This is a genomic window from Candidatus Paraluminiphilus aquimaris (genome assembly GCF_026230195.1).
Classification (GTDB): domain Bacteria; phylum Pseudomonadota; class Gammaproteobacteria; order Pseudomonadales; family Halieaceae; genus Luminiphilus; species Luminiphilus aquimaris.
In genome coordinates this window covers 747,209-761,966 of record NZ_CP036501.1, presented here as the reverse complement: position 1 = coordinate 761,966, position 14,758 = coordinate 747,209, and the positions used below count along the sequence as shown (strand labels likewise).

Here is a 14,758-nt window from a genome sequence, read left to right as displayed (position 1 = left end):
GGTAAACAGCACCCAATTAAATGCGCATTTCGCGACGGCATGAACGGCAACCTGTTTCACCCCATCAGGTAGAGCGCACCATCGAGTCCAACGTGGGTTAGCTGATAGCGGGCTTGCTCTCGAACGACCGGCTTGGCTCTAAATGCTATGCCGATTCCCGCCGCCTGGAGCATCTTGAGGTCATTAGCACCGTCGCCTACCGCCATGGTCTGAGAAAGATCGATCGACATGCTCTCTGCTATTGCCACCAATCGCGCTCGCTTCTCATCGGCATTTACAATCGGAGGAACCACACGCCCCGTTAGCTTGTCGTCAACAATCTCAAGGGTGTTGGCCATGTATTCGTCCATTTTCAAGGCAGTGATGACGCTGTTCGCAAAGACATCAAAGCCGCCCGAGAGCACAACGGTTCTCACGCCGCGAGCACGCAACGTCAGCATCAATTCGTGTGCTCCCTCGCTAAACGGGAGAGAGGCAGCAACCTTTTGAGCCACACGCGCATCCAATCCGTTTAGTAACCCGAGCCGCTCGGTGAATGACTCGTTAAAATCGAGCTCGCCCCGCATGGCGCGCTCCGTTATGTCGACAACACGGTCACCTACACCCGCGTGCTTCGCTAACTCGTCAATAACTTCGCACTGAATCAGAGTCGAATCCATATCAAAGACAGCAAGCTTGATATCGGGGGCATGCTCTTTGGCACTGTGCAGGTTGGCATCAACACCGTCCTTAAGGCCACTTAGGACGATATCTCTTGGATCAAGATGCGAAGTGTTTCCGGTGAGGCTCAGTCTTAGAGCAGATCGCTGACCTTCGAGCGTTTTTGGTATCGGTAGTGCCTGTGTTTGCGCCACGCCAACACCTTCGCTCTGAAGGAACCCTTTTAAAGAATTCAACTCAGGCATCTCTGCGGACTTAGCCAAAATAGTGAGTTGCATAACGATCACAGTACGCTCAATTCAAAGTGAGCATGATACTCTGATCTATCTGTAAATTCGGCAAAGCCGGTGAATAATCCACAGGTGAGGGGGTAATCAAACGTGAGATTCTGGGGGCGCCTCGATTTTGGTCAGCGAGCAGGCGTGGTCGCCGCTATTGCTGTCCTTATTGCAGCGCAAATTACCCTAACCCTTTCACTCATCTCGCAGGAAAATAGCGATGACAATGAGCGCGCGGCCTACGCTCGAGTGATTCTCAGCTCAGCCGCATCCCGCACCTCCGGCCTGATTGCCGCGGGTGACTTACTCACCGTATCGAGCGAGCTGAATCGCTTAATTGCTAACGATCTCGTTGCCGCAGCAAGTGTGGCTGATGTTGAGGGCGAGCCACTGGTCACCGTGGGGACGCCCGCAAGTGACGTACAATATCAAGGCCCGCTCAAAATTGGCCCTGACCTCGCCGGAACCTTGACCATCACATTGAATACTAAGGCCAGGGATACAACCCTTCGCTGGACCATTACAGGCCTTAGCCTTGTGATCGCCCTCTTCATCTATGCCCTCACCACATCGCTCTACCGTGGGCACACAAATCGACTCTGGTCACTTGTCACGCGGGTCTCTCAACAGAAAACATCAGAGCGGGCGGGCGATCCATTAGACGAGCTCGATGATGCCCTTTCCGCACTCCCTCTGGATCTTATCGATACCTCCTCATCTGAAGCTATGGACGAGTCCGCGATGCGCTCAATGGCTGTTGTTACGCTCAGCCTGGATCATTTGACGCGATACATCGAAACGCTCGATGAACTGAGCCTTGTCAGTTACGTCGCCACCTACGAAGCCTTACTCAAAGCCGTCGCGCAAATGCTCGGGGGAACAACTGACACGAATCGACCACAGAGCCTCTCGATGAGCTTTGAGGGTGAATGGCGGGGAATGACATCACCGCTGCGAGCAACCGTTGGATCAGCTCTTCTGCAGCAGTTGCTTCCCGTTGCCGAGCGCAGTAGGCGGTTGAAGTTCGCCGCGGGGATCGGCGTAAGCCACAGTGATCTCAGCCGGGGCGAACACGCGTCGGCGTACGCAGGTCTGTACATCCAGACCGCACTGGACGAAGCTCATATACTTGCACAGCGGGCTGGCACATCAATTAAGTTGGCCACCTCGATCAGCGGCTTTAAAGAGGTCACCGACCTTTTTGACACCATCGATACTGCAGATGGCGATTGCCAACTCGGCTCGCCAACAAGCGCCTTTTTGCCAGAGCTTGAAAAACAGAGCCGATTACTCCAACGACGATTATTTCCAGACGTCGGAGATCAAACGGACCTTCCCTTTTAATCGGTCATCTTGCTGCTACTGCGCAATAACTAACCCACTGACTTTTTGGAATCCCTTGGGTAGACGATTGCCACGCCTTCCTCGCTCACCACGATAGTGCTCCAAGTCAGACAAGCGCAGTTTTAAGTGCTGCCGTCCGGAATTGACCTGGAGAATATCGTCGTCTCCAAAGACCAATAGTCCAACAAGCAACTCCTCCCTCGACTGGGCTCTCGCCGTGGGAATCCCAATAATTTTGTTCCCTTTGCCTTTGGCAAGCTCTGGAAGGTCCGCTAGTGGGTATATCAGCAAGCGACCTTCGGTCGTTGCCGCTGCCACCAGCAAATTCTGTCGCTCCGGTACAGCAACTGGCGGCATTACCTGTGCGCCTTTAGGTAGGCTGAGCACCGCTTTGCCTGCTTTATTCTTGGCGACAAGATCGCTAAATTTCGCAACAAAGCCGTAGCCGGCATCACTTGCCAGTAAAAACTTTTGATGTTCGGTACCTGTCATCAACCCTTCAAACGTAGCACCTGATGGTGGTGAGATCCTCCCAGTCAAAGGTTCACCTTGACCCCGAGCGGAAGGGAGTTGATGCGTTGGAATCGAGTAGGCTCGCCCCGTCGAGTCAAAAACAACGGTCGTCTGATTACTCCGACCCAGTGCCGCAAACTTAAAGGCATCGCCTGACTTATAGTTCAGAGTCTCGGGATCAATATCATGACCCCGTGCAGCCCTGATCCAGCCTTTTTCAGAGACAACGACGGTCATTGGGTCGGCACTGGTCAGCTCGAGTTCTGAAAACGCTTTCGCTTCCTCGACCTGAACGAGATGCGATCGCCGGTCGTCTCCGTATTCGTGTGCAATGTCGACAAGCTCGCCGCGAATGAGCTTTGTCATGAGTGCGTTGCTACTCAAGGTCTTTTCCAAGCCGTCTCGCTCATCGCTGAGATCAGACTGCTCCCCACGAATCTTCATCTCTTCAAGCTTAGCCAGATTACGCAGTTTTAAATCGAGAATGGCGTCTGCTTGAATATCAGAGAGCGCGAAGCGCGCCATCAATTCCGCCTTGGGTTCATCCTCCTCGCGAATGATGCGGATAACTTCATCAATATTAAGATAGGCGACCAGGTAGCCCTCTAGAATGTGAAGTCGCTTTAGCACTTTCTCGAGTCGATATTCCAAGCGCCTGCGAACTGTCTGGCGTCTGAACTGCACCCAATCACGCAGAAGCTGGTCTAGCGAGCGAACCCCGGGGCGACCATTCATACCGATGACATTGAGGTTCACGCGGTAAGAACGCTCGAGGTCAGTTGTCGCGAACAAGTGACTCATCATGGCGTCAAGGTCGACGCGATTTGATCGAGGAACGATCACCAACCGTGTGGGATTCTCATGGTCCGACTCGTCTCGAAGGTCAGACACCATGGGGAGCTTCTTTGCCTGCATTTGAGCGGCAATCTGCTCGAGCACTTTTGAACCAGAAACCTGGTACGGCAGCGCGTTAAGGACGACCGCCCCGTCCTCACGTTGCCATGCGGCACGCATTTTGATGCTGCCGCGGCCGGTGCGATAGATGTCGCGCACCTCCTCGGGCGATGTCGTAATTTCTGCGTCAGTAGGGAAGTCGGGCGCTTGTATGTGTCCGCAGAGCGCGTCGACCGTCGCATCGGGATAATCGAGCAAATGGATTGTGGCGTTCACCACCTCACGAAGATTATGGGGCGGAATGTCGGTCGCCATTCCTACCGCAATACCGGTCGTGCCGTTGAGCAATAAGTTAGGCACCTGCGCGGGCAGCACGACAGGCTCGTCCAGACTGCCATCAAAGTTAGGTTGCCAGTCGACAGTCCCTTGCCCCAACTCCCCCAGAAGCACGTCAGCGTATTTAGTGAGTTTTGACTCTGTATAGCGCATTGCGGCGAAGGATTTCGGGTCATCGGCACTGCCCCAGTTCCCCTGCCCATCCACGAGTGGATGACGGTAAGAGAAGTCTTGCGCCATCAACACCATTGCCTCATAAGCTGCACTGTCACCGTGCGGGTGGAATTTACCAATGACATCACCGACGGTTCTTGCTGACTTTTTGTATTTGGCCGAGGACTTCAGACCCAATTCGCTCATCGCATACACGATTCGTCGTTGTACCGGCTTCAAGCCATCGCCGACATGCGGCAGCGCTCGATCTAGAATCACGTACATCGAATAATCGAGATACGCCTTTTCGGCATACTCTTTTATCGAGAGCGTTTCCGTTGCTTGGGGCGTGTTGAACATATCGGACATAAACTGACTACTACCTTTGCAAACAAAGCGTTCGAAATTTAAAAGCGCATGACCCCAGTCGTGGTAGCCTTCGCTTCTCAGAATTATCTCATAGTAGCGCGATTAACATGGAAGAAATTAAGTGGCGTTGGCGTCATTTCGACACAATGTCAGCCGCAGCGTGGCATGAAGTTTTAATGCTGCGTGCCGATATATTTGTGGTGGAGCAAACGTGCCCCTACCAAGACCCCGATTACAAAGACCTAAAGTGCTGGCATCTAACCGGGCATATGGGTGATGAGCTAGTCGCAACACTCAGAGTCGTCCCGCCCGGCGTGAGTTATGACGAATGCTCAATCGGGCGCGTATCCATATCACGCAAACTCAGAGGTCAACGACGCGGCGTCGAGCTCATGAAAATCGGCATGGGGTTTTGTGCGTCCAAATGGGATACGGGCATCCGCATTAGCGGGCAAGCCTACCTGCAGGAGTTCTATGAAGCCCTAGGTTTTGTGACCGAGAACGGCCCCTACATGGAAGACGACATACCCCATTACGAGATGCTCTACAGCGGGACGACTCAATAACGGCGGCTAAGCAGCCGCCCTCGATGCACGCTTACGCTCGTGCTCTAACAGCAACTTCTTGCGCAAGCGGATGCTGTCGGGCGTCACTTCCACAAGCTCGTCTGAGTCAATAAATTCCAGCGCCTGCTCAAGCGTGTGAAGCACGGGGGTTGTCAGAATCAGCGCTTCATCAGTGCCCGACGCCCTCACGTTTGTAAGCTGCTTGGCCTTTGTTGGGTTCACAACGAGGTCATTGCTTCGGCTATGGAGACCAACGATCTGCCCCTCGTAGACCTCTACGTTTGCCTGAATAAAGAGTCGACCTCGGTCCTGAAGTGTAAAGAGTGCATACGCTAGAGTCTTACCCTTGACCATGGATACCAGGACACCGTTATTGCGCTGTGCGAGCTCCGCCTTACTGACCGGTCCGTAGTGGTCGAATATGTGCGTCATAATCCCACTGCCCGAGGTGAGCGTCATGAACATGGAGCGAAACCCAATCAACCCACGAGCAGGCACAATGAACTCGAGTCGCACACGACCACTCGTATCTTGCACCATGTTCTTCATCTCAGCGCGCCGCTGCCCGAGCTCCTCCATAACACCGCCTTGGTGCTCGGACTCACAATCGATAACGAGCTGCTCGTAAGGCTCACAAAGCTTGCCGTCGATTTCTTTCTGAATCACTTCTGGACGTGATACCCCAAGCTCGAAGCCTTCGCGACGCATGCTCTCAATTAGCACTGACAGGTGAAGCTCGCCTCGACCTGACACGACAAACTTATCTGGACTGTCGCCTTGCTCAACCCGCAACGCCACATTGTGAATAAGCTCTCTATCCAGTCGCTCTCTGATGTTCCGTGACGTGACGTACTTGCCCTCTAAACCCGCAAACGGAGAGTCGTTCACTTGGAAAGTCATACTGACCGTAGGCTCGTCAACCGAGAGCGGCGGGAGCGCCTCACTCGCGGACGGATCGCACAGGGTATCCGAAATGTTAAGGGCGTCGATGCCCGTCACACAGACAATGTCACCCGCTTCAGCAGTCTCAACCTCGACGCGTTCTAAACCGTGATACCCCATAACCTGAAGGATTTTTCCGCTTCGCGCACCTGCGTCCCGATCGACAATAGAGACCTGAGTGTTAGACGTGAGCTGACCGCGAGTAATTCGACCAACCCCAATGACACCCACATAACTGTTGTAGTCCAAGGCCGAAATCTGCATCTGAAAAGGCCCGTCGGAATTCACCGCAGGTGCCGACACATGATCAACGATCATGTTAAACAAAGGCTCCATATCGTCAGCCATGCTCTCCGGGTCGTCACCGGCAATGCCGTTTAAAGCCGAGGCATACATGATGGGGAAATCCAATTGCTCGTCCGTCGCCCCCAAGGAATCAAACAGGTCGAAAACCTGGTCAATTACCCAGTCGGGACGTGCCCCGGGTCGGTCAATTTTGTTAACCACAACAATTGGATTGAGACCCCGTTCAAAGGCCTTAGATGTCACGAAGCGGGTTTGAGGCATTGGCCCGTCAACCGCATCTACAATAAGTAGCACGCTATCTACCATCGACAATACGCGTTCAACCTCGCCTCCAAAGTCGGCGTGCCCGGGTGTATCGACAATATTGATGCGGTAATCATTCCAACGAATAGCTGTGTTCTTCGCAAGGATCGTAATACCGCGCTCGCGCTCTTGATCGTTGGAATCCATGATGCGCTCCGCACCCTGGTTTTTTCGATCAAGCGTGCCTGACTGCTGAAGCAGGCAATCGACCAATGTTGTTTTACCGTGGTCTACGTGTGCGATGATCGCAATGTTTCGAAGATTCTCAATCACAAGGGTTGTCTCTATCGTTGGTTTTTTAGCGGGCGCGACTGTACCACAAGCAGCGCAAGGTAAGACCGTGAATAAGCCCTTATAAAGCCGATTCACAACCATTAACAAAAACGCGGCCAAGTTGTTCCATCGACGCAGGGCGAGACTGCCAAACAGGCCCTAAACGCACCAAATAAGTGCGCTTAATGCATTGCCGCACCAAATTCGTGCTTATATTGCCAGCCGCATTACGTTAAATTTTTACTTTCGCAATGAAAAACAAACACTTACCCAGCCATCACTTTACATCGAGAAGTGGCACAAGCTTTGCTATTATGTTTCACGAAAGTGCATAAGCGGTTGAGTTACGCACACACAGACCGATTAGATCGGGTTTTACAGTCCTTAGGAGGCATCCATGTCAGAGCGCACGCTCAATTTGATAAAAGACAACGATATTCGTTGGGTAGATCTGCGCTTTACCGATACACGCGGTAAAGAGCAGCACGTAAGCATCCCCGCAAGCCAAGTCGACGAAGACTTTTTCGAAGACGGCAAGATGTTCGACGGATCGTCGATCGCTGGCTGGAAAGGAATCAACGAGTCAGACATGATCCTCATGCCCGATGACAGCACATCGATTATCGACCCTTTTACCGACGATGCGACCGCCATTTTGCGATGTGACGTTGTCGAGCCCTCAACGATGCAAGGTTATGAGCGTGACCCACGCAGTGTCGCGAAACGTGCTGAAGCGTATCTCGCGTCCACAGGCCTCGGCGATACAGCCTTCTTCGGCCCAGAGCCAGAATTCTTTGTATTCGACGACGTAAAGTACAAAGTTGAAATGCAGGGCGCCAGCTACGCGATTAATTCCGAAGAAGCCGCTTGGGCGTCAAACGACAGCTTTGATGAAGGCAACACAGGTCACCGACCTGGTGTCAAAGGTGGCTACTTCCCCGTTCCACCCGTCGATTCACTCCACGACATCCGCGCTGCGATGTGCTCTGCCATGGAGCAGATGGGTTTGGATGTGGAAGTACACCACCACGAGGTGGGAACAGCCGGTCAGTGTGAAATCGGTATTCGCTTCAACACCCTCGTAGCGAAAGCCGACGAAGTGCAAATACTGAAGTATTGCGTCCACAACGTTGCGCACGCTTACGGAAAAACGGCGACCTTCATGCCAAAGCCACTCGTTGGCGACAACGGTTCCGGTATGCACGTACACCAGAGCATTTCAAAAGATGGCGTGAACACCTTTGCTGGAGACGATTACGCAGGTCTTTCAGAGACTGCGCTTTACTACATCGGCGGTATTATCAAGCACGCTCGCGCAATCAATGCGTTCGCCAACGCCTCAACTAACAGCTACAAGCGACTTGTTCCAGGCTTCGAAGCGCCCGTAATGCTTGCATACTCAGCGCGCAACCGCTCTGCATCCATCCGAATCCCCTACGAGCCTTCTCCCAAAGGGAAGCGTATCGAGGTGCGTTTTGGTGATCCAACTGCCAACCCCTATCTCTGCTTCGCAGCGATGATGATGGCGGGTATCGACGGCATCCAAAACAAGATTCACCCTGGAGAGGCAGCCGACAAAGATCTGTACGATCTACCGGCAGAAGAAGCGGCTGAGATCCCAACCGTGGCATCAACGCTTGAAATGGCGCTCGACGCACTCGACGCTGATCGTGGCTTCCTGACAGCCGGTGGCGTATTCACTGACGACATGATTGACGGCTACTTAGAGCTCAAGCGCGAGGAAGTGGAGCGTCTCAATATGACCACTCACCCCGTCGAGTTTGACATGTACTACTCGCTGTAAAACAGCGAGCGCAGGGCCCGCAGTACACCGCGGGCTTTTTTTTGCTCTAAATTTCTAGATATCGCGTAACAAAGACAGAAATGCACCAATATAGTGCAAAAACCCACCCAAGGAGGTCCTCTATGAAAAAGTGCTTGTGCCTTTTGGCTGCGACCATCCTTGCGTTTTCAAGCCTTGCAAACGCGCAAATCTACAAGTCGGTCGACGCCAACGGCGTGGTTACGTTCAGCGACAAGCCGCCAGCTAAAGAGCGTGGGGCGGCTGAGGAAATGAACCTCCCCACTCAGGTCAATACCGCGCAAGCGCTTTCTGTTGTACCTGCTGAGCCAGAAGCGAGCGGAGACATGGAAGAGATGGCTGAGCGAAAGCTCAGCATCACCCGTCCATCCGACAATGCAACGATTCCCATGGGCGCCGGTATTTTTGACGTATTGGTGAAGGCGTCAGCCAAACTTGGGGACGGTGAAACTGTCGCACTCTATCTCGACGGTGAAAAAGTAGATGACGCGCAAACGACGCTTCAATGGACCTTGAGCTATGTCATCCGCGGAGCCCATAAACTCGAGGCAAAGTGGTTTGCAAAAGACGGCTCAGTCCTTGCAGTCTCAGAGCCCATCACTGTCTTCGTCTTAAGGCCCTCGATCTTATGAGTCGGCGCCCATGAATGTATCACCCGGCTTTGATCTAGACTCGCTGACAACTTGCGTTGTCCTTATTGACGAGCACGGCATTGTCGACACACTGAATCAGGCCGCACAAGTGCTGCTTGAAACATCGTCGCTTCGTGCAGTGGGTCTGCCATTTGGCGAGCTTGCCAGCGCCGCAGGGGATGCGGCCATACACTGGCATGAAACACTCACAGCGGTAGTTAGTACTCGCTTACCTGCTGTCAGCAGAGACTTGAAACTGAGCCTCAAAACCGGTCGCGATGTGAGTGTTGATGTGGTGATAACTCCCCTTAACTACGACCGTGACTCGCGCATTCTTCTGGAGATATCGGCGCTGGATCGCGCACGGGCTATCAGTGAAACGGAAAATTTACGCGAGGCGCAAAGCCGCCTTCACAACGTCGTCAAAGGTCTAGCACACGAAGTAAAGAATCCACTGGGAGGAATACGCGGTGCAGCGCAACTTCTGGCAAGAAAATTCCCCAATGACGAACTCGATGAATACTCAAGCATCATTATTTCCGAGGTGGACCGTCTCCAAGCTCTCGTGGACAGGCTCCTAGGCCCCAGAGAATCACTGGATAAGCGGCCAATGAATGTGCACGAGGTCACAGAGCGCGTCCGCCAGTTAATCGAGGCCGAGGCAGGGAAAAGCATCACGGTAACGCGGGATTATGACCCCAGCCTCCCTGAGTTCGACGCCGATGCAGACCAGCTGACACAGGCCGTGCTAAACATCGCTCGTAACGCGTGGGAGGCTTCACCTATCGGCTGCTCTCTCACCATTAGAACGCGGAGCAAACGCCAGTACACACTTAACGGTCAGCGACACAAGCTGGTTTGTGCTCTTGAAATAATCGACGACGGTCCGGGCATACCCGAAGACCTCATGTCATCCATTTTCCTACCGATGGTGACCTCAAGGCCTGAGGGTAGCGGTCTAGGACTCTCGCTTTCACAAATGATTTTGACGCGGCACGGTGGCGTTATTCAGGCCAGTAGCCAACCCGGGCATACCTGTTTCACGCTACTTCTACCTATGGATAACTAACATGACAGATGGAAATCAAATTTGGGTAGTAGATGACGACAGCTCCATACGCTGGGTGATTGAGAAAGCGCTTAGCGGAGACAACATCGCATGCAAGACCTTCGAGAATGCAGACGAGTTACTCAGTGCACTTGAGCACGACTCACCTAAAGCCATTATCAGTGACATTCGAATGCCAGGAATGGATGGCCTTACGCTACTAAAAGAGCTCAAGGCTACCGTACCGGACACACCCGTTATCATCACCACTGCGCACTCTGATCTGGATAGCGCCGTCACCTCTTATGAATCCGGCGCTTTCGAATATTTACCAAAGCCTTTCGACATCGACGAGATGCTTGAGGTTGCCTCTCGAGCGCTTGCTTACACCCAAAAAGCACCCTCTGATAGCGCAAATGACCCTAATAGCAGTAAAGAAATCATTGGTAATGCGCCCGCGATGCAAGAGGTATTCAGAGCTATTGGCAGGCTATCTCAAAGCGCCATCACCGTTCTGATCAGCGGTCAATCTGGCTCAGGCAAGGAACTTGTGGCACGGGCGCTCCACCAACATAGCCCAAGAGCAAAAGCCCCATTTGTTGCACTGAATATGGCAGCCATCCCCAAAGATCTGATGGAATCAGAGCTGTTCGGTCATGAAAAAGGCGCTTTCACGGGGGCTGCTGGAAAGCGGGAGGGGCGCTTTGAACAAGCCAACGGCGGAACACTCTTCCTCGATGAAATTGGCGACATGCCCCACGACACGCAAACCCGATTGCTTCGCGTACTTGCTGAGGGCGAGTTTTTCCGGGTCGGTGGCGCTACTGCTATCAAGACAGACGTTCGGGTCATTGCTGCAACGCACCAAGACCTGAGGACACTTGTCGCCGAAGGGTCATTCCGTGAGGATCTGTATCACCGCCTCAATGTCATTGGCATAAACGTACCAAGGCTCGCCGACCGCCGCGAAGACATACCCGTGCTACTCAATCATTTCTTGGCAAAAGCCGCCTCAGAGCTCGGTGTACCCACAAAAGAATTATCCGCACAGGCCAGAGATTATCTGAGCGCATTGGATTGGCCAGGTAATGTTCGTCAGCTTGAAAACACCTCCCGCTGGCTTACGGTGATGGGTGCGGGCAATACCATTTTAATGAGTGATCTCCCACCAGAACTGGTATCAGAGCAAGATCAAGGCGCACAGCCCGATGGTTCGTGGGAAAAGCAGCTCTCAGATTGGGTCAGAACCAGACTTCTGGCCGGAGAGACGAATGTACTCAAGCATGCCATGCCTCAAATCGAGTCGATCATGATGAGTGCGGCGCTGGAGCACACCGCGGGTAAGAAAGCAGAAGCGGCTGAGCTTCTCGGTTGGGGACGAAATACCCTCACGCGAAAGCTCAGCCAGCTTGCTTAGTGCGTTGCGCCCTCAGCGGGCTGGTCACCACCCTGTGCTGCTTGCTGCGCCATAGCTTGCGCGTACAGTGCATCAAAATTGACAGGGGCGAGCATCAACGCAGGGAAACCGCCTTTTACGACGATGTTATCGATGGCTTCTCGCGCATAGGGAAACAGAATGTTAGGTGCGACCGTTGCAAGAATTTGCTTCAACGGCTCGGCCTCAATGCCTGATGCAAAGAAGATACCCGCTTGCTGAACTTCGACCAAAAACGCGTTTTTATCTTCAATTTTCGCCGTCACGGTGATCGATAGCACCACCTCGTGATTACCATCTTCGTCGGCCTTTGCTGAGCGTGTGTTGAGGTCGACGTTAACGCTTGGCTGCCAGTTCTGCCGAAAAATGTCGGGCGTCGCGGGCGACTCAAATGAAATATCTTTGGTGTACATGCGCTGCATAGTGAACTGCTGCTGTACTTGGTCATCTTGCGCTGCGCCTGCAGCTTGCTCTTCCGCCATTGCGGTGTCTCCTGTATTCGACGTTTATTACGCTTCTTCCTGAAGCATGGAATCTAATCGTTGTTGCCGCTCGAGGCCATACAATTCGTCGCAACCTCCGACGTGCTGGTCGCCTATCCATATCTGCGGAACACTTGTTGCACCCGCCATCGATGCCATCTTTGCGCGCAAGGGCGCGTCACCGTCCACCGGAATTTCGGTAAACGAGACGCTCTTGTTACTTAAGAGTTGTTTAGCCCGGACGCAAAAGGGGCACCATCGAGTTGTATAAATTGTTACTGGCTTCACTTGTTGGTCACCGGCAAACGTTGCTCGTCCCAATTCATCATACCGCCCGCCATTCGATGCGCCTGGCTAAAACCATTGGCCTTTAGCTGTTTAACCGCCGCACTGGCGTTGGTCCCCATTCGACACACCGCAATAACGGGCTTGTCCTTGTAGTTCTCGAGCTCGCCCAGTCGGCCTAATAAATTCGCAGCCGGGATATTCACTGCCTCTGAGATATGGGCGCGCTTGTATTCTTTTGCGTCTCGAACGTCGAGAAAAATGCCACCTTCTCTGTTAGTGAGGTTAATAGCTTGCTGAGGACTCAGTGCGGGCCCAGCCTTGCGAGACTCAGTGAACAATAACAAGTTCAGACTCAAAAGTAGCGCAAACACCAAGACCCACTGCTCGGAAATGAAAATCAAGAAATGACTGAACGACACGGGTGCTCTCTGGCCTTACGGGATGGTTTGTGTGCGCCGCAGTATACGTGCTTCATACCACCCTCTCCAGTGGCACTATCAACATGTGACATAGGTGATCTTTGCCTGCCATGACTGCTAAAATGTCGCGTGCGCTCAGAGGAAACCCTATGCCCCCAACTAGCCCCGTTGTTTCACCTGCAATCCTTGTCATTCTGGATGGGTTTGGCTATCGAGAAGCTAGCGAAAATAACGCGATCTTCCATGCCCAAACACCGACGTTTGACCGGCTATGGCGTGAAGGAGAGTCAACACTTGTATCCGGGTCGGGCCTGGATGTGGGGCTACCCGAGGGTCAAATGGGCAACTCTGAAGTTGGGCATATGAGTCTGGGATCGGGTCGAATAATTTATCAAAGCATCACGCGCATTGATAAAGCGATTGCCGATGGCGATTTCGACACGAATAGCGCTTACTGTGATGCTATCGACAACGCAGTCGCCGTCGATGGCGCTGTGCACTTATTTGGCTTGCTCTCTCCCGGTGGCGTCCACAGCCACGAAGACCATATTTTTGCAGCCGCGCGACTGGCTCACCAACGTGGCGCAAAAGCCATTTATTTGCATGCCTTTCTGGATGGGCGAGATACGCCACCGAGAAGCGCACAAGCATCGATCGAAAGGGCCGAAACAGAGCTCGCCTCGCTGAAGGCGGCGCGCATAGCCACGGTACAAGGTCGTTACTTTGCCATGGACAGAGACAAGCGCTGGGATCGCATTGAAGCGGCAGCAAAGCTTTTGATCGAAGGTGAGGCTGCGTTTAGTTGCGACTCCGCAATGCAGGCATTGGCAGAGGCCTACGCGCGGGGCGAAAACGATGAATTCGTTCCTCCATCATGCATTGGTGACGCCGCACCGATTATGGACGGTGACGCCGTACTGTTTATGAACTTCCGAGCTGACCGCGCGCGACAGCTGACGCAGGCTCTTACCGATACAACCTTCACTGAATTTTCTTGTCGTCAACCCAACGTCTCGTTTGTCACTACCACCGAATACTATGAGGGTGTGAAGGCTACGGTTGCATTCGCCCCTGACGTAATTGAGGACACCTTGGGCGAGGTCATCGCCGCAAATGGCCTGAAGCAAGCGCGAATTGCAGAGACCGAGAAGTACGCTCACGTGACGTTTTTCTTTAGCGGCGGGCGCGAAGCGCTTTTCGATGGCGAAGAGCGGGTTCTTATTCCATCGCCCGATGTCGCCACCTACGACCTACAGCCGGAAATGTCCGCCGATGATGTAACCAATGCGGTCATCAACAGCATTCAAAAGCAGTCACATGAGCTCATTGTTGTGAATTTTGCTAACGGTGACATGGTAGGCCATACGGGTAATTTTGATGCCGCCGTGAAGGCAGTAGAGACGCTCGATGCGTGTGTAGCAAGGCTGGAAAGTGCTGTTCTGGCGGCCGGTGGGCAGGCACTAATTACCGCCGACCATGGGAACTGTGAGCAAATGCATGACCACCACGCAGCGCAGCCACATACTCAACATACCACCGAACCGGTGCCCTTATTCTATATCGGCTGCCATCCAAGGCGGTTCAGAGAAGCCCCAGGCGTTCTTGCTGACATAGCACCGACGGTGCTCGATATCATGGGCCTTCCTAAGCCGCCCGCAATGACAGGAACGTCGCTTCTACAGGCCGTCGAATAAT

At 53.2% G+C, this 14,758-nt stretch carries 13 protein-coding genes; 7 read left to right on the top strand and 6 right to left on the bottom strand.

The annotated features are described in order from the left end of the window. Positions 1-56: 56 nt before the first annotated feature. On the bottom strand, positions 57-938 hold the full coding sequence (serB, locus tag E0F26_RS03465; RefSeq protein ID WP_279242658.1) for a phosphoserine phosphatase SerB: 882 nt from the start codon (positions 936-938) through the stop codon (positions 57-59). 102 nt (positions 939-1,040) lie between these two features. On the opposite strand from serB, the gene E0F26_RS03460 reads away from it, so the two are divergent. Further along, positions 1,041-2,282 (top strand): hypothetical protein, encoded by a 1,242-nt coding sequence (locus E0F26_RS03460; protein ID WP_279242657.1) that lies wholly within the window; start codon positions 1,041-1,043, stop codon positions 2,280-2,282. Between the two features lie 15 nt (positions 2,283-2,297). Here the strand turns inward: E0F26_RS03460 and parC are convergent, their stop codons facing one another. Continuing rightward, the gene (gene parC, locus E0F26_RS03455; protein ID WP_279242656.1) at positions 2,298-4,547 is read right to left on the bottom strand and encodes a DNA topoisomerase IV subunit A; all 2,250 of its coding nucleotides are present in this window, start codon (positions 4,545-4,547) and stop codon (positions 2,298-2,300) included. A gap of 107 nt (positions 4,548-4,654) precedes the next feature. Between parC and E0F26_RS03450 the strand changes: the two genes are divergently transcribed. Further along, positions 4,655-5,113, top strand: a complete 459-nt coding sequence (locus E0F26_RS03450; RefSeq protein ID WP_279242655.1) for a GNAT family N-acetyltransferase — start codon at positions 4,655-4,657, stop codon at positions 5,111-5,113. Between the two features lie 6 nt (positions 5,114-5,119). Here the strand turns inward: E0F26_RS03450 and typA are convergent, their stop codons facing one another. Then, positions 5,120-6,937: a translational GTPase TypA gene (gene typA / locus E0F26_RS03445; RefSeq protein ID WP_279242654.1), complete on the bottom strand. Its 1,818-nt coding sequence runs from the start codon at positions 6,935-6,937 to the stop codon at positions 5,120-5,122. Between the two features lie 397 nt (positions 6,938-7,334). On the opposite strand from typA, the gene glnA reads away from it, so the two are divergent. The 4 genes from glnA (at position 7,335) to ntrC (ending at position 11,856) form a co-directional block, all read left to right on the top strand. Beyond that, positions 7,335-8,741, top strand: coding sequence for a glutamate--ammonia ligase (gene glnA / locus E0F26_RS03440; RefSeq protein WP_279242653.1), 1,407 nt, complete (start codon positions 7,335-7,337; stop codon positions 8,739-8,741). 122 nt (positions 8,742-8,863) lie between these two features. Continuing rightward, positions 8,864-9,391: a DUF4124 domain-containing protein gene (locus E0F26_RS03435; protein WP_279242652.1), complete on the top strand. Its 528-nt coding sequence runs from the start codon at positions 8,864-8,866 to the stop codon at positions 9,389-9,391. Positions 9,392-9,401: 10 nt separating this feature from the next. After that, the gene (glnL, locus tag E0F26_RS03430; protein ID WP_279242651.1) at positions 9,402-10,460 is read left to right on the top strand and encodes a nitrogen regulation protein NR(II); all 1,059 of its coding nucleotides are present in this window, start codon (positions 9,402-9,404) and stop codon (positions 10,458-10,460) included. A gap of 1 nt (position 10,461) precedes the next feature. Continuing rightward, on the top strand, positions 10,462-11,856 hold the full coding sequence (gene ntrC / locus E0F26_RS03425; RefSeq protein ID WP_279242650.1) for a nitrogen regulation protein NR(I): 1,395 nt from the start codon (positions 10,462-10,464) through the stop codon (positions 11,854-11,856). On the opposite strand, the gene secB is transcribed toward ntrC, so the two are convergent. The 3 genes from secB to E0F26_RS03410 are packed head-to-tail and all read right to left on the bottom strand — an operon-like array spanning position 11,853 to position 13,063. Then, positions 11,853-12,356 carry a protein-export chaperone SecB gene (gene secB, locus E0F26_RS03420; RefSeq protein ID WP_279242649.1) on the bottom strand — a complete coding sequence of 168 codons (504 nt, stop codon included), beginning with the start codon at positions 12,354-12,356 and terminating at the stop codon, positions 11,853-11,855. The two genes, ntrC and secB, sit on opposite strands and share 4 nt — an antisense overlap. A gap of 27 nt (positions 12,357-12,383) precedes the next feature. Further along, on the bottom strand, positions 12,384-12,644 hold the full coding sequence (grxC, locus tag E0F26_RS03415) for a glutaredoxin 3 (protein WP_279242648.1): 261 nt from the start codon (positions 12,642-12,644) through the stop codon (positions 12,384-12,386). Beyond that, positions 12,641-13,063, bottom strand: a complete 423-nt coding sequence (locus tag E0F26_RS03410; protein ID WP_279242647.1) for a rhodanese-like domain-containing protein — start codon at positions 13,061-13,063, stop codon at positions 12,641-12,643. The genes grxC and E0F26_RS03410 overlap by 4 nt, the downstream gene beginning before the upstream one ends. Positions 13,064-13,212: 149 nt before the next feature. Between E0F26_RS03410 and gpmI the strand changes: the two genes are divergently transcribed. Further along, positions 13,213-14,757: a 2,3-bisphosphoglycerate-independent phosphoglycerate mutase gene (gene gpmI, locus E0F26_RS03405; protein WP_279242646.1), complete on the top strand. Its 1,545-nt coding sequence runs from the start codon at positions 13,213-13,215 to the stop codon at positions 14,755-14,757. The last annotated feature ends 1 nt before the right edge of the window (position 14,758 follow it).